The organism is Kitasatospora papulosa, assembly GCF_000717245.1.
Lineage (GTDB): Bacteria > Actinomycetota > Actinomycetes > Streptomycetales > Streptomycetaceae > Streptomyces > Streptomyces papulosus.
In genome coordinates, this window is the sequence record NZ_JNYQ01000014.1 from 83,074 (window position 1) to 97,835 (window position 14,762).

15 protein-coding genes are annotated in these 14,762 nt (G+C 71.7%); 8 read left to right on the forward strand and 7 right to left on the reverse strand.

Translation table 11 applies throughout. The annotated features are described in order from the left end of the window. Positions 1 to 85 precede the first annotated feature (85 nt). Positions 86 to 1,156, forward strand: a complete 1,071-nt coding sequence (locus tag IA22_RS0128265; RefSeq protein WP_030125227.1) for an alcohol dehydrogenase catalytic domain-containing protein — start codon at positions 86 to 88, stop codon at positions 1,154 to 1,156. A gap of 148 nt (positions 1,157 to 1,304) precedes the next feature. Here the strand turns inward: IA22_RS0128265 and IA22_RS0128270 are convergent, their stop codons facing one another. Further along, a complete protein-coding gene (locus tag IA22_RS0128270) occupies positions 1,305 to 2,000 on the reverse strand; it encodes a response regulator (RefSeq protein ID WP_030125228.1) in 696 nt (231 codons plus the stop codon). Between the two features lie 213 nt (positions 2,001 to 2,213). On the opposite strand from IA22_RS0128270, the gene IA22_RS0128280 reads away from it, so the two are divergent. The 3 genes from IA22_RS0128280 to IA22_RS0128290 all read left to right on the forward strand — a co-directional run bounded on the left by IA22_RS0128280 (position 2,214) and on the right by IA22_RS0128290 (position 5,786). Further along, entirely contained in the window at positions 2,214 to 3,923 is a 1,710-nt protein-coding gene (locus IA22_RS0128280; protein ID WP_030125229.1) for a sensor histidine kinase, read from the forward strand. Between the two features lie 274 nt (positions 3,924 to 4,197). Further along, positions 4,198 to 5,115: a universal stress protein gene (locus tag IA22_RS0128285; RefSeq protein ID WP_014157580.1), complete on the forward strand. Its 918-nt coding sequence runs from the start codon at positions 4,198 to 4,200 to the stop codon at positions 5,113 to 5,115. Further along, positions 5,112 to 5,786 carry a CBS domain-containing protein gene (locus IA22_RS0128290; protein WP_030125231.1) on the forward strand — a complete coding sequence of 225 codons (675 nt, stop codon included), beginning with the start codon at positions 5,112 to 5,114 and terminating at the stop codon, positions 5,784 to 5,786. Before IA22_RS0128285 ends, IA22_RS0128290 begins: the two co-directional genes overlap by 4 nt. A 66-nt stretch (positions 5,787 to 5,852) precedes the next feature. Here IA22_RS0128290 and IA22_RS0128295 read toward each other — a convergent pair whose 3' ends face one another. Further along, positions 5,853 to 6,305 carry a universal stress protein gene (locus IA22_RS0128295; RefSeq protein ID WP_014157578.1) on the reverse strand — a complete coding sequence of 151 codons (453 nt, stop codon included), beginning with the start codon at positions 6,303 to 6,305 and terminating at the stop codon, positions 5,853 to 5,855. Positions 6,306 to 6,672: 367 nt separating this feature from the next. On the opposite strand from IA22_RS0128295, the gene IA22_RS0128300 reads away from it, so the two are divergent. Further along, on the forward strand, positions 6,673 to 7,362 hold the full coding sequence (locus tag IA22_RS0128300) for a helix-turn-helix domain-containing protein (RefSeq protein ID WP_030125232.1): 690 nt from the start codon (positions 6,673 to 6,675) through the stop codon (positions 7,360 to 7,362). 28 nt (positions 7,363 to 7,390) lie between these two features. Here IA22_RS0128300 and IA22_RS0128305 read toward each other — a convergent pair whose 3' ends face one another. After that, positions 7,391 to 8,395, reverse strand: coding sequence for an Acg family FMN-binding oxidoreductase (locus IA22_RS0128305; RefSeq protein ID WP_030125233.1), 1,005 nt, complete (start codon positions 8,393 to 8,395; stop codon positions 7,391 to 7,393). Between the two features lie 29 nt (positions 8,396 to 8,424). Further along, positions 8,425 to 9,360: a universal stress protein gene (locus IA22_RS0128310; RefSeq protein ID WP_030125234.1), complete on the reverse strand. Its 936-nt coding sequence runs from the start codon at positions 9,358 to 9,360 to the stop codon at positions 8,425 to 8,427. A gap of 281 nt (positions 9,361 to 9,641) precedes the next feature. Here IA22_RS0128310 and IA22_RS0128315 point away from each other — a divergent pair, with 281 nt between their 5' ends. Beyond that, positions 9,642 to 10,511 carry a universal stress protein gene (locus IA22_RS0128315; protein ID WP_014157574.1) on the forward strand — a complete coding sequence of 290 codons (870 nt, stop codon included), beginning with the start codon at positions 9,642 to 9,644 and terminating at the stop codon, positions 10,509 to 10,511. 174 nt (positions 10,512 to 10,685) lie between these two features. Here IA22_RS0128315 and IA22_RS0128320 read toward each other — a convergent pair whose 3' ends face one another. Genes IA22_RS0128320 through IA22_RS0128330 form a run of 3 tightly spaced genes read right to left on the reverse strand, consistent with a single transcriptional unit; the run spans position 10,686 to position 12,458 of the window. After that, positions 10,686 to 11,315: a CBS domain-containing protein gene (locus IA22_RS0128320; protein WP_030125235.1), complete on the reverse strand. Its 630-nt coding sequence runs from the start codon at positions 11,313 to 11,315 to the stop codon at positions 10,686 to 10,688. A gap of 59 nt (positions 11,316 to 11,374) precedes the next feature. Further along, the gene (locus IA22_RS0128325) at positions 11,375 to 11,959 is read right to left on the reverse strand and encodes an Rv1733c family protein (protein WP_030125236.1); all 585 of its coding nucleotides are present in this window, start codon (positions 11,957 to 11,959) and stop codon (positions 11,375 to 11,377) included. A gap of 4 nt (positions 11,960 to 11,963) precedes the next feature. Then, the gene (locus IA22_RS0128330) at positions 11,964 to 12,458 is read right to left on the reverse strand and encodes a flavodoxin domain-containing protein (protein WP_245229611.1); all 495 of its coding nucleotides are present in this window, start codon (positions 12,456 to 12,458) and stop codon (positions 11,964 to 11,966) included. Positions 12,459 to 12,818: 360 nt separating this feature from the next. Between IA22_RS0128330 and IA22_RS0128335 the strand changes: the two genes are divergently transcribed. Beyond that, positions 12,819 to 13,856 (forward strand): alcohol dehydrogenase catalytic domain-containing protein, encoded by a 1,038-nt coding sequence (locus tag IA22_RS0128335; protein WP_014157570.1) that lies wholly within the window; start codon positions 12,819 to 12,821, stop codon positions 13,854 to 13,856. A 195-nt stretch (positions 13,857 to 14,051) separates the two neighbouring features. Beyond that, positions 14,052 to 14,726, forward strand: a complete 675-nt coding sequence (locus tag IA22_RS0128340) for a CBS domain-containing protein (RefSeq protein WP_030125238.1) — start codon at positions 14,052 to 14,054, stop codon at positions 14,724 to 14,726. The last annotated feature ends 36 nt before the right edge of the window (positions 14,727 to 14,762 follow it).

Sequence of the window (14,762 nt, forward strand, 5' to 3'; positions counted from 1 at the left end):
GTCCGGTACGGCGCCGACCGGCCCAAGCCCTCCGGCTCCCGCTCTGCGAGCCTGTTCGATGTGGACGGCAGAGAGGGAGCGGACCATGAAGGCGATGGTTTTCCACGGCAAGGAACAGAAGTCCTGGCAGGACGTGCCTGATCCCGGCATTCAGGACCCGGCCGACGCGGTGATCCGCGTGGAGGCCGTCACCATCTGCGGAACGGATCTGCACATCCTCAACGGAGACGTACCGGAGGTGGAACCCGGCACCGTCCTCGGACACGAGGCGGTGGGTGAAGTGGTCGAGACGGGCAGCGAGGTACGTGGCGTACGGCCGGGTGACCGGGTTCTGGTCTCCTGCATCACCGCGTGCGGGCGCTGCCGCTACTGCCGGGAGAACCGGTTCGGGCAGTGTCTCGGTGGTGGCGGCTGGATCCTGGGACACCTGATCGACGGCACCCAGGCGGAGTACGTGCGGGTGCCCTTCGCCGACCTCTCCGTCCATCCGCTGCCCGGGGCGGTGCGCAGCGAGGACGCGGTTCTGCTGGCGGACATCTTCCCCACCGCCTACGAGGTGGGTGTGCTGAGCGGCCGTGTGAGGCCCGGGGACACCGTCGTGGTGGTGGGAGCGGGGCCGATCGGTCTCGCCACGATCGCCACGGCCCGTCTCTTCACCCCGGGAAGGATCATCGCGACGGACCTCGTGGCGTCGCGGCTGGACGCCGCACGCGCCGTGGGGGCGGACGTGACCGTCGACGCCGGCGAGGCGCCCGAGCAGCTCGTCGAGGACCTCACCGACGGTCTCGGAGCGGACGTCGTGGTCGAGGCGGTCGGCGTCCCCCAGTCGTTCGAAGCGTGCACGCGGATGGTCCGGCCGGGCGGACACGTCGCCAACGTGGGCGTTCACGGCAGATCCGCGGAGCTGCACCTGGAAAGCCTGTGGTCCCGGGACCTGACGATCACCACCGGTCTGGTCGACACCTGTTCCACTCCGCTGCTCCTCGACATGATGGCGGCCGGGCGGCTGCCCGCGGCTCCCGCCCTGGTGACGCACCGGTTCCCGCACTCCCGCATGGAGGAGGCGTACGACGTGTTCTCGGCGGCCGCCGACACGGGTGCGCTGAAGGTGGTACTCGGTCCCCCCACGCACGACGAGGTCGCACCGGCCGGCTAGACGCCTCGGCGCCGGGCACCCCGGCCGGGCCGGCGAGGTCGGCCCGGCCGTCGAGGCCTACGTCGACCCGGCCGTTACGGACGACGTCGCCCCCGCCGGTGAGGCCGACGCGCCCGCCGAGATCGAGGGCCGTGGGCCTGCCCGGCCCTCAGCCCTCCCTCTGCTCCTGATCGTGCGCCTTCGTGGCGATGACGGCGGCCTGCACACGGCGCTCGACGCCGAGCTTGGAAAGCAGACGCGAGATGTGGTTCTTCACCGTCTTCTCCGAGAGGTAGAGCCTCTTGCTGATCTGCCTGTTGGTGAGGCCCTCGCCGATCAGGTCCAGGACCGCCTTCTCCCGGTCGGACAGGGCGGAGAGCCGCTCGTCCCCCTCGGAGCGCGTCGATGCCGGCACACGCAAGGACTCCATGAGCCGGGTGGTGGTGGCCGGGTCCAGCATGGACTGCCCGGTCGCCACGGTCCGGACGGCCGCGACCAGGTCGGTGCCCTTGACCTCTTTCAGCACGTAACCCGCCGCCCCGGCCATGATGGAGTCGAGCAGCGCGTCCTCGTCGTCGAACGACGTCAGCATCAGGCACGCGAGGCCCGGCAGCCGGGAGCGCAGCTCCCTGCACACAGTGACGCCGTCCCCGTCGGGCAGCCGGACGTCGAGCACCGCGACATCCGGTCGCAGGGCGGGGCCCCGGGCCACCGCCTGGTGCGCGGTCGCCGCCTCGCCCACCACTTCCAGGTCCGGCTCCGCGTCCAGGAGGTCGCGCAAGCCGTAGCGCACGACTTCGTGATCGTCCAGGACGAACACCCGGATGGGCCGCTCACCGGCTGTGCCGGCCGGCGCGTCAGTCATCGTCGTCCCCTGCATCCGCTGCCGGACCCTCGTCGTCCGGTTGGCGCGACGAGTTCACGCCCAGTATCCCCCCGCAGTGCCCCCTTGGCTCGGATAGCGACCTTCCACCCTTCTGATCAGGCATTTCCAACCGCACAACATCGGCATGCGGCGCGCCACGGCGCGCCATACGGTGGGAGAGGAGCAGTCGCCGTCCCAGCGCGGGAGGGAACCTTGAGCGAACCCAGGCCGGCGCTCGATCCCGCGACGCATGAGCTTCTGGACCGGCTCCAGGCCCGTGCGGACGCGACCGGTACGTCCCGCAAGCGTCTGCACGCGCTTCTGGAAGCGGTGCTGTCCGTGGGACGTGGGCTGGATCTGCAGCAGGTGCTGGGACGCATCGTCGAGGCGGCCGTCTCCCTCGTGGACGCCGGGTACGGCGCTCTCGGTGTCATCGGTGAGGACCGGATGCTCTCCGCGTTCGTTCCGGTGGGGGTGGACGACGAGGCCTGGGCCGCCATCGGGGCCCTGCCGAGCGGCCACGGTCTGCTGGGAGAACTCGTCCGCCATCCGGAGCCTCTGCGGCTGGACGAACTGTCCGCGCATCCGGCGTTCCGCGGTTTCCCCCCGAACCACCCGCCCATGCACTCCTTCCTCGGGGTTCCGATCCGGGTGCGCGGCCAGGTCTTCGGCAATCTGTACCTCACCGAGAAGCGCGGAACAGCCCGCTTCGACGAGGAGGACGAGGCGGTCCTGATGACCCTGGCCGTCGCCGCGGGCGTGGCCATCGAGAACTCCCGGCTGTTCGAGCGGTCGTCCCTCCGGGAACGCTGGCTGGCCTCGGGGTCGGAAGTGACGAACAGCCTGCTGTCGGGCCGCCCACGCGCCGAGGTGTTGGGTCTGCTCCTCGAGCACGCGCACAAGAACGTGGCGGCGGACCTCGGGCTGATCGCGGTTCCCGTGGAGGGCGCGGACACCCTGCGCATAGCCCTTGCGGTGGGCGCGGAGTCCGACAGGTACCACGGCGAGTTCGTCCCCCTGCGTGAGGGCTACCTGGGGAGAGCGTTCACGGAAGCCTCGGCATCGGTCTCCCTCGACGTCGAACACGATCCGAGGAACGGAGCGGACTCCGCGCGGTGGGCCGGATTCGGACCCGCGATGGCCGTCCCCCTGGGTTCGGGCGGCACCGACCCGCGTGGAGTCCTCCTCCTCACCCGGAACAGCCGGGCGAACGCCTTCACCGCCGAGGCGTCGGCGTCCTTGAAGGGATTCACCCGGCAGGTCTCGCTGGCCATGGAACTGGCGGAACGCCGCAAGGACGCGGTCCAACTGGCCCTTCTGGAGGACCGCGACCGTATCGCCAGGGACCTTCACGACCTGGCGATCCAACGGTTGTTCGCCACCGGCATGACCCTCCAGGGCGCACTGCGCTTCGTGACCCACCCGGAGGCGGAGCAACGGCTTCGCCGAGCGGTGGACGACCTCGACACGACGATCAAGATCATCCGATCGACGATCTTCGGCCTGCGTTCCCAGCAGGACAGCGTGCTGCGGCAGGGCCCTCGGAGCAGAGTCGCACAGGCGGTGGAGGCGGCCACCGGCCCTCTGGGCTTCGCACCGGCCCTCCGGGTCGAAGGGCTCGTGGAGAGCCGCGTCCCGGTGGCTCTCGCGGATCACGTGGTGGCGGTCCTCGTGGAGGCGCTCAGCAACACCGCCCGATACGCGCGGGCCACGTCGGTCGACGTCCATCTGACGGCCACGGCCGACCGTACGACGCTCACGGTCACGGACGACGGCGTGGGCATACCCGAGGACGCGCGGTTCAGCGGGATCGGGAACATGCGTGACCGGGCCCGGATGGCCGACGGCGAACTGAGGATCGGTGCGCCGCCGGGAGGTGGGACACGGCTGACGTGGTCGGCTCCGTCGGCTGACAGCGTCTGACCGCCGAGCGGCCGGCCGGCAACCGGTCCGGGCCGCCGGCCACTCCAGGCCGATGCGCCGGGCGGAAGTCCCGGCCCGGATACGCGGAACCGGTATCCGGGCGGAGTCCCGCCCCGGATACCGGTTGCGCGCGGCGGGGATCCGGTCCTGTGCACCTCCGCGGCCCGTCCCGTCCTGGGCCGCCCGGACCCGCGCGGGACCCGCTCGGCCCTGGGACCGGGAGCGGGCCCGGTGGGACCTTGGCTGTAGGCGAAAGGTACGCGGGAAAGGGTGTGTGAGGACGATGCTGTCTCCTGTGGTTGCCGGTGTGGACGGAAGTGAGTCCAGCCTCCGCGCCGTGGACTGGGCGGCGGACGAAGCGGTGCTTCACGGAGTTCCACTGCGCCTGGTGTACGCCTCCCTGTGGCAGCGTTACGAGGGCGCCGCCCTCGCGAGGGGCCTGTCGCGCCCCGACGGCCGGGTGATGGCGGAGAACATCGCCGGCTCGGCGGCGGAGCGAGTCCGTCGCGTGGCGCCCGGCCTTAAGGTCACGGCGGACGTGCCGCAGGAGGACGCGGTGAGCGCACTCCTGAGAGAGGGACAGGACGCCTTCGCCCTGGTCGTCGGGAGCCGGGGCAGGGGTGAGATCGCCGGTCTGCTGCTCGGCTCGGTGAGTCTCGCCGTCGCCTCGCGTGCCCGGTGCCCGGCCTTCGTGGTGCGTGGCGACAAGGCGGGCCTGGAAGCGGCGCACGGACGGATCGCGCTCGGTGTGGGGGACGCGGATCCGCCCGACCTGACGGCGGTCCGGTTCGCCTTCGCCGAGGCGGAACTGCGCGGGTGCGGGCTGGATGTGATCCGCGCCTGGCGCTGCCCCTCCCACGAGACCTCCGACCACCCGCTCCTGGCCGGTGACCCCGCGCGCTACCACGAGGAGCAGGCGTCCGCCCTGCTCGACGAGGTCCTGGCCTCGTCGGAGAAGGATCATCCGGATGTCCGGGTGCGACGGGTGACGGCGGAGGGGCCCGCTCACAAGGTGCTCCTGGAACGCGCCGCGGTGTCCGACCTGCTGGTGGTGGGAGCCCGGCGCCGGGAGGGCCATGTCGGTACACAGTTGGGCCGCGTCGCGCACACCGCACTGCACCATGCGGCCTGCCCCGTGGTCGTCGTTCCCCGCGACAGCGGTGCGGGAGCCTCGCCCGGAGCGACGCCATGACCGCCCGGACGCCGCACCGCGTGAAGGACGTCATGACGCAGACGGTCGTCGCGGTCGGTCTCGACGCCCGCTTCAAGGAGATCGTGGCGGCCATGAACCAGTGGCAGGTCACCGCCGTCCCCGTCCTGGAGGGAGAGGGGCGTGTCGTCGGAGTGATCTCCGAGGCGGACCTCCTGCTCAAGGAGGAGCTACGGGGCGAGGACGCCACCATGATCGGCCAGGGTGAGCGCCTCACGGACCACGCCAAGGCGGGGGCCGTGACCGCACGGGACCTCATGTCCTCCCCCGCGGTGACGGTCGCGACGGACGCGCCGCTGCCGGAGGCGGCCCGGCTCATGGCCCGTCACCGGGTCAAGCGTCTACCCGTCGTGGACGAGCGGGGCGTCCTCAAAGGCATCGTGAGCCGGATCGACGTGCTCAAGGTCTTTCTGCGCACGGACGACGACCTGGCCGACGAGGTGAGGCAGGAGGTGATCGCCCCCCTCTTCCCGGTCTCCCGGCGTGGCATCGGCGTAGCGGTCACCGGGGGACGGGTGACCCTCGACGGTGAGGTGCGCGACACGGCACTCATACCGGTGGCCGAGCGCCTCGCCAGAACGGTCGAAGGGGTGGTGGACGTCCGCTGCGATCTCCACGGCCCGGCCGTCGCGGAGCCGGAGGCCGGCCGGTGAAGCCCCGGGCCCTGTGGTGCCCGGACCGCCCCGTCGGCCCTGAGCCCGTGGTGCCCGGCCCGTCCCTCACGAACGCCTGGCTGCCTTCGCCTTGACGACCACCACCGGGCACACGGCGTGCTGAGCGCACCGCTGGCTGACGGAGCCCAGCACGGCCCGCGCGAAGGCTCCTCGTCCCCTGTTGCCGACCACCAGCAGGTCGGCGCCCTCGGATGCCTTCACCAGGACTTCCGACGGATCGCCCCGCACCAGGATCTCGTGCACGACAGCCGGCCTGGCGTCACCGAACACGGCCTCGATGCCTTCGGAGAAGCGCCTCCGGGCGTCCTCCAGGTCGAATCCGGCCTCGGTGGCCGGCCCGGCCCAACCGACCTCCGACGGGGTCTCCCAGACGCACACCGCCTCGACCACGGCACCGGTGAGCCGGGCGTGCCGGGCCGCCCAGCGCAGAGCCTCCTGGGAAGGGCCGGAGCCGTCGACCCCGACGACGACCCGCAGGTTTTCCGAACCGCTGTCCATACCCGCCTCACCGTCTATACGAGCCCCCGCACATCCACACTGCCCGCGCGAAGGGTGCTGCGCCATGCGGGAGGCCGGGACCGGTGTTGGACCGGTGGCCGCGGGGCCCGGCCGGCGCACGTGCGTGCCCTCGCGGTCCTCCTGCCGCACGGCCGCCGTGGGTGAGGCCGGGAGTGTGCCGTCGGCCTCACGCAGGCGCCGCCGGTGGAGTGGTTCGGCGGCGAAGCGCCCGTTCGGACGGTCCCCGGCACGCGTCGACTCGGTGTCATGGGGGTGACGTGGTTCTCGACCGGGCCTCCCGAGCGCCGGCGCCGCGTCGGCCGGACACGGGACGCGATCCGGTACGGGACGAACGAAGGTGAGCATCATGACCGACCGATCGAAGACCGGCGCGGACGGGGACGGGGCGCCCGCGGCGGGTGACTTCGGCAGGCGGGTGGCGGCGCGCCGTGAATACCTCGGACTGTCGCGGGGAGAGGTCGCGCTGCGCACCGCGTCGGCCCCGGGATACATCGAGTACGTCGAGACACAGCCGGGCTCCCACGGGATGGGGTTCGTGGTGCGTCTGGCCCACGCCCTCGAGACGACCGTCGACGACCTCACCGGCGGCACCGTCGACCTTCCCCCTGGGGCGGGCCGCGCGGCAGGCCACCCCCGGCTGGTCGAGATCGGCCAGGACGAGTGCTGGACACTCGTCGGCCGCCGAGGGGTCGGGAGGGTCGTCGTGAGCGACGAGGGCGGACCGGCCGTCTATCCGGTCAACTACGTGTGCGTGGAGAACCGGATCGCGTACAGGACCTCGCCGGACTCGCGTCCCGCCCACGCCGTCGGGCACGAGACCGCGTTCGAGGTGGACCACATCGACGACGCCTTCAGCCGGGGATGGAGCGTGCTCGTCGTCGGCGCCGCCGACGCCCTCACGGAGCCCCGGGACGTCGCGGCTCTGGAGAACGAGGCGGGGACCGTGACGCCCTGGGCCGGCGGTGAACGGGACCTGTGGGTCGTGGTGACGGCCGACAGGGTCACCGGGCGCCGCATCGAGACCGACGCCCCGTAGCTCCTGTGCGCCTGGGACGCCGCGGGTCTCACTCCGCCCGATCGCCCCGCTCGTCGTCGATGGCCAGTACGTCGCCCACGTCACGGCGGGGCGTGGGCGGGACCATGGGGCCGTATCCCAGCCGGAGCAGCATCTGAGGGAACGAGGTGGTGGTTCCGGCGTGCGGATCCCTCAGCAGCCAGCGTAGTTCGGGGTGTTCGAGGGCTTGCGAGTTGAGCGACGTCGAGAGTCCGTCCGCCGTCGCCTGCAGGAGCACCCGCTCCAGTGCCTGCCCGGCGAGGAGCCAGTCCGGTGGGCGGTCCTGGGCGGTCCCGAGGACCACGAGGCAGGGTGCGTGCTCGAAAACGGCGGACCGCCGTTCGGGGAGGTGCCGCCCGACGGCGAAGTCCCGTGCCGGTGCTCTGCCTCCGTGGCGCCGTGGACCGAAGGCGTACGTGGGGATTCCGTCCGGTCCTTCGACCCCGGATCCCGTCCACCGCGCGATCTCCGCGCGGGCCTCGGGTGACAGCCGCTCGTCCTGTGCCGCGTCCTCCACCACGTCGAGGACGGCTTCCGCCTGCCATTCGCCGAGGACGGACAGACCGACCCCCTCCGATCGAGCCGCACCGCTGAGCGCGTCGAGCAGCGCGGCGGGGACCCGTTCGTCCGTGAACGCTTCCCGGCTGCTGCGGCGCCTCCGGATCGCCGGATACAGATCGGCGACGCCGTCGGGGTCCGCCGCCTCCACGAATCGGACGCTCGCCAGGAGGTGGGGATCAGCGGGATCGGGCAGCGGACGGACATGCGCCGTCCATCCCGCGTGGGCGGCGGCCACGCGGAGATTGAAGAGCGCGGCACCGCAGCTGACGTGCATGCTGCGGTGGTGGGAGTCGGTGTGCGGCATGGAGCGCGTCAGGTCCATGCGCAGTCGGAGTTCGCCGGTCGCCGGCACGTACCGGAACTGCCAGGGCTGAGCGTTGTGCATGGAAGGGGCCATGACCGCGTCGCCGACCCATGCGGTCACCGTCGCGGCATCGGCCTGTGGAGTCGACATCTGGGTTCCTTCCCGACCGGTTCGCGGATTCAGGGATGCGGCACCACTGCGACCGGTGATGTGGCGTGATGGATGACCGCGTGCGCCACATGCCCGAGCCGGGGGCCGACCGGACGCGTCCGCTCGCGGCGTCCGACGACGACCAGGTCGGCATCGGGCGAGGCGTACACCAGCTCCGCTCCCGGCGCTCCCGCCACCGCCGTGGTCCGCACCGTGACGCCGGGGAACCGCCGCTTCCAGGGGTCCACGACGCGTTCGAGGTTCGTCTCGATCTCGGCTACGAGCTCGTTCCCCAGGCCGGGATCGGCGGCCTGGGCGTACGCGTACATGGGCGGAAAGGACCAGGCGTGCAGAATCTGCAGCCCACAGCTCCGCCGGGCCGCTTCGGTGAAGCCGAAATCCAGGACCGGCGCTTCGGATTCCGCTTCTCTCGGATCGATACCGAGGAGCAACTGTCCCGCCGGCTGCTCGGAGCGGTGGGGCCGCTCGCCACGGTCGGCTCCACCGTTGCGGACGAGCACCACCGGACAGGGCGACGCCGCCGCCACAGGCAGCGAGGTGGTACCGATGACGAAGCCCGTGAGCCGGTTGAGCCCTTGTGACCCCAGCACCAGCAGGTCCATGCCTCCCGGTGTCTCGGCCTCGGCAAGGAGGACCTTGGAAGCGAGACCGAAGCCGGTCACGTTCTCCGCGCCGACGCTCAGGCCCGGGTGTGCCTGCTCCGCCTCCGCCGCCGCTCGTGCCAGCAGGTCCTCGTACTTCGGGGAGCGCCCGGGTTCCGTGTGAGCGGCCGTGGCGGCGGACGACGACACCACGTGTTCGACGTGTCCGGGCGGAACCGGCCAGTCCTGGATGTGGATGATACGGAGCGCGACCTCACGCAGAACCGCCTCCTGGGCAGCCCATCGGACTGCGGCGAAACTCTCGGGCGAGCCGTTCAGCCCCACCGTCACATTGCCTGGCATGTCGGCCTCCTCGTAGCGAAGGGACTCCCGGCGTCGTTCCGGGGGGACGGGGCGGAAGCGATCTTCCGGTCCGCCTCCTTCCGCGTCATCGCAGGGGCGTCCTCCGTAACCAGCGTTCCGCGCGACGGCGGCAGATGTACAGGGCCGAGTGGGCTCCCCCGGGAGGCGGCCACTGCCCGTCCCCGGGACCTTTGGCCCCCTGACCGGGCCGTCATGGCCCTGCCGCCGAGGCAGCGCCGAGGACACCGTGGGAAGCAGGTGCACGTGGCCGAGGAGGACGTATGACGCGCTCCGGAACGAGCCGGGAGATCGTGGTCGGTGTCGATCCGCTCGACCCCTCGGTACCGACGCTCGCCTGGGCGGCGGACGAGGCGGATCGCAGGAACCTGCCGCTCCGGCTCGTCCTCGCCGTCCCCCCGCTGCACGACACCCAGCACGTGGATTCGACACCTCGGCGGATGTCGCTGCAGGCCAAGGGGCGGGAAGCCCTGGACTCGGCCCGTGAGACCGTTCTCCGCCTCTCCCCCGGGCTCCCGGTGGCGACCGAGCTCCTGGACGGCCGGCCGGCCGCCGTGCTGTGCCGATCCGCCGGCGCCGCTCACGCCCGCATGGTCGTGGTCGGCTCCCGGCGGCTCAGCAAACCGGCGGAGATCCTCGGAATGCGTTCGGTGGCCGCACCACTCAGCGCGCAGGCGGACTGCCCCGTCGTGGTCGTGCGGGCACCCGAGAACACGGCGGATCTCTCCGCGCGTCTCGTCGTGGGTGTCGACGGCAGCGACTCCTCCAGGGTGGCCTTGAGGTTCGCGTTCGAGGAGGCGGGCCTGCGCCGGGCCCCGGTTCACGCCGTGCTGGTGTGGCAGCGCCCGGCGTTCGCCCTGGCCGGGGAGGAGTCGGTCAGGGAGGGGAGCGCACGGATTCTCGCCGCCGCCGTCGCGGAGTGCTCCACCAATCATCCGGACGTGCGGTGCACTCAGGAGACGCGCCACGGGCATCCGGTGGAGGAACTCGCCCGTGCCTCGGCCGGCACTCTGGGCGTCGTGGTCGGGAGGCGCGGGCGCGGCGGTTACACGGGGATGCGGCTCGGCTCCGTGCCGCACGGACTCCTGCACCGGGCTGAGTGTCCCGTCATCACGGTGCCCGGTGAGAGCTGATACCTCGGCGGCCGGCAGACGGCCGGCGGGCCGTTGGCGGCTGCTTCCGGTTCATTGAAAAAGCTTCCCGAGGGCTTCACGCCTCCCTGCGCGTGGCTTCACGGCTCCCCGCGGCTTCCCGGGGGCCTTCGGGCTGCCCGGAGGCCTGGGCGGATCACGGGTGCCGGGGGCGGATCACGGGTGCCGGAGGTCGAGGCGGATGTCGACGACACCTGCGATCGCCCGTACGGCGCGGGCGACGAGCGGCACCATGGTCCGGTCGGGCAGGGCTCCTCCCAGCGTGACGACTCCGTCGACGACCCGGGCCTCGAGGCCGACGGTGCCGGGGAGACCGGTGAGGACGGCCGCTGCTTCCGCCCCGATGTCCTCGTCGGAGCGCAGGAACACCTTGAGCAGATCGCCTCTGCTGATGATCCCTTCCAGCAGGCCGCCTCCGTCCACCACGGGCAGACGCTTGACCCGCCGTCTCGCCATGATCCTGGCCGCCTCGGCCAGGGGTGCGTCCGCGTGCACCGTGATCGCGGGACTGGACATGAGGTCCTCCGCGCGGACGGCACCGGCCTTGGCGGCGTCCGTGGGCGCGTTCGCGGGTGCCGCACCCTCGTCGGGACGCCTCGCCTCCTTCGGCAGCAGGTCGGCCTCGGAAACCACTCCGATGACACGTCCCTCACCGGCCAGGACGGGCAGTGCGCTCACCTTCCACCGGTTCAGAAGCTGCACGATCTCCTTGTACGAGGCCTGGCTGCCCACAGCTACGGGCGTGTGGGTCATGAGGTCGCTCACGATGTGGGGCGAGGTGGTCATCCTGCTTTCCTCCTCTCGCACGCAGCTGCCGGACACGACGTCCGGCCTGCGGCAGGTGGTCACGCTCGGCGGCTCCATTCGGGTTCCACTCTGCTCCACTCCACCTCCCAGCCCGCTGAACGGCGGCGATTGCAGATGATCCGGATGCCGATCCCCGTCACGGCGCCGGCTCCGACCGGGACCGCGACGCTCCCCAGCCCTCCCACCACGGCCGCCGCCCACACATCCCGGGCGTCGGAAGGTGCCGAGGTGGTTCGGCCCGTCCGGTCCAGCCACACCTCCACGCGCTCGCCGCGTTTCGCGCCGGGGGACACCCGTGCGTCCGCCGTGACGTCGGAGCCGTCGGTGCCGGTCCAGCGCACCGGCACCGGTACCCGCTCCGAACGCCCCGATTCGTCCGTCCACGGCGAGACCTCGGCGGCGTCCCGCAGGATCTCGGCTCTGACGGGATGGCGCGTGGCGCGCTGCTGTTCGGCGACGGACTGCTCGTGGTGGAGCGCGGCCATCGCGTCGATCACCCCGAAGACCGCGGCGCACGCGACGACAAGGGCGCAGAGGAGGACGAGCAGTCGGGCCTCGACGATGTCGACACGTCGTTTCAGCGCCCGATCGCCCCCGACGCGGCTCCAGCCTCCTGCGTGCATCGGATCACAGGCTTTCCGGTGTCTCGATCTCGGTGGCGATGCCGCGGGCCCACCTCGCGACGGCGTCGAAATCACGGAAGTCGCCGCCTCGTCCCTCGTCCAGGATCGCCCGGGCGATGCGGCCCTCGGCACCGGCCTCCAGCCGGCCACCGAAGGTCACGTGACCGCGGGCGCGCACCCGCTCCATCGCCCGGCGTGCGCCGGGCACGGGCGGGATGTCCCTCTCGGAGGCCGAGGGATCCAGCGGGCCGCTGCTGAAGGCCCAGACGGCTCGTTCGCGCAGGGCGTCGCGGTGTCGTCGCGTCAGCCGGCCGGCGTCCCGGCGCCAGCGGCCCATGTACAGCGCGCTGCCGATCACCACCGCGTCGTACGCGGCCACGTCCGTCACCTCGGCGGCGGGGAGCGCCTCGGCCTCCAGCCCCTCTTCCCGCAGCGTCCGGGCGATGAACCGGGCGAGTTCGGCGGTCGAGCCGTACCTCGTCGCGTAAGCGACCAGCACATGGTGGGGCACCGTACGTCATCGCCTTCCCGGAACGCGGAGCGGAACGGATGGAAGCGCCGGACAGCCGACGGTCATTCCTCAGCTTCCACGACGGCCGCGGACTGGAGAAGGGCCGTCCGAGGCACGCGGCAGGACCGAACGGCCCCCCCCCTCCGGACGGGAACACGCCGTGGGTTGCGGGGGCTCGTCCGGAAGGGGCCGAAGGTCCCGGTGTCCTACCCCGACCGTCTCTCGGTCGAGGCGGTGGTTGCGGCAGACACTGGCGTGAGGGACCGCGGCAGAAGACCCGAAGGTGTCCCCTCGTCCACTGAGGGACGCCGGGAGGTGCCGGAGCTTCGGGCCGGAGGAGCGAGAACAGTGCACGCATTCGTCTATCAGGGTCCGGGCCAGGGTTCGTGGGAGCCCATGAGCGACCCGGAGTTGGAGCAGTCGACCGATGCGGTCGTCCGGGTGGACGCGACGACCGTCTGCGTCGGAGACGTGCACACTCTTCGCGGCGACGCGTCCGACGTGAGTCCGGGCACCGTCCTGGGGCACGAGGCAGTCGGCGAGGTGCTGGAAGTCGGGACCGAGGTGCACGACGTGGTGCCGGGGGACGAGGTGATCGTGTCGTCCATCTCCTCCTGCGGACACTGCATGGCGTGCCGCCAGGGCGTCTTCGGCCAGTGCACCCAGGGGGGAGGCTGGCTCCTGGGGCACGAGGTGAACGGCACCCAGGCCGAACTGGTCCGGGTCCCGTTCGCCGACCACTCGGTCCACAAGCTCCCTTACGCCATGGACCGGGACACCGCCGTGCTGTTCTCGGAAGTCCTCCCGGCCGCCTTCGAACTCGGGGTACGCAACGGGAAGGTCCGCCCCGGGGCCGTAGTCGTGGTGGTGGGGGCGGGACCGGTCGGACTGTCCGCGCTGATCATCGCGGGCATCTACTCCCCCGCCCGCGTGATCTCGGTGGATCTCTCCCCCGCGCGCCTGGCCGCGGCGGGCAGCCTCGGCGCCGACGACGCCGAACTCCCCGGACGTCTCATCGCGGACCTGTCGGAGGGCCCCGGAGCCGATGTCGTGATCGAGGCCGCAGGGAGTTCCGACAGCTTCGTCCTGTGCACACAGGTCGTACGTTCCGGTGGGCACATCGCGAACATAGGGATGCACGAGACACCTGTCAGCCTGCACCTCGAACAGCTGTGCCGGAAGAACGTCACCATCAGCACCGGCCAGGTGGACACGTCCTCCACCCCCTGGCTCCTCGATGTCCTGAGCCCGGAGCACCTGGACCTGTTCTCGCGGATCATCACGCAGAGGCGGGAGATCGGTGACATTCGGAGCGCCTACGCCATCGCGTCCAGCGCGACCTCCACGGACGCGCTGCGCACGGTCCTGCACCCGGCGCGCCCCTGAGCGGGCCGGGCGGCACGCCTGGCGGCCGGACACGCCCCTGGCCGGCCGTCACCATCGGCGGTCCGCGACGTCCGAACGGCAGACCGGAACCTTCTCGGCGGGGCGGAAGTTGCACAAAGGGAGCGTGCTCCGTCCGGAGCCCGAGGGAAGCATGACTCACACACGCTTCCAGTTCTGCAGGCAGGGGGTCGAAGGATGGGACATCTCACCGTCGCCGACCTGATGACACCGTCGGTCATCAGCGTCCAGCGCGGCACCACGTTCAAGGAGATCGCCCGTCTGCTCAGCGAGTCGAACGTCACCGCCGTCCCCGTCGTGGACGAAGGGGGGCGTCCGGTCGGCGTGGTCTCCGAGGCCGACCTCCTGCGCAACCGCTCCACGGGCGGCGCACGGGACGCCGGTGCGCTGATGAGCCATCCGGCCGTCACCGCCGAGCCCCGGTGGAACGTGGTGCACGCCGCCCGGGTGATGGAAGAGCACCGGGTCAAGCGCCTCCCCGTCGTCGACGCGGAGGGACGCCTGGTCGGAGTCCTGAGCCGCAGCGATCTCGTCCAGGTCTTCCTGCGCCGGGATCGCGCGATCCAGGAGGAGATCGTCGAGGAGGTGGTGACCCGGACGCTTCGGCTCAGCCCGTCCTCGGTGAACGTGGAGGTGTCCGAAGGGCTCGTCACCCTGAGCGGCGCCGTGCACAGCCCCGACACCGTGCCGCTCCTTCTCCGCCTGTGCCAGAGCGTCGACGGTGTGGTGGACGTCGTCGACCATCTCTCGCACGAGACTCCTGCGGAGGACGCCCGTCCCGGCACCGCCCCGACGACGGCCGGCAAGGAGGAAGGGACGTCCACGCACACGGAGTGGGGGGAGCTGCCATGAGTGCGGGCCGGCACCGCCGCCGCTCCCCCCGGGGGC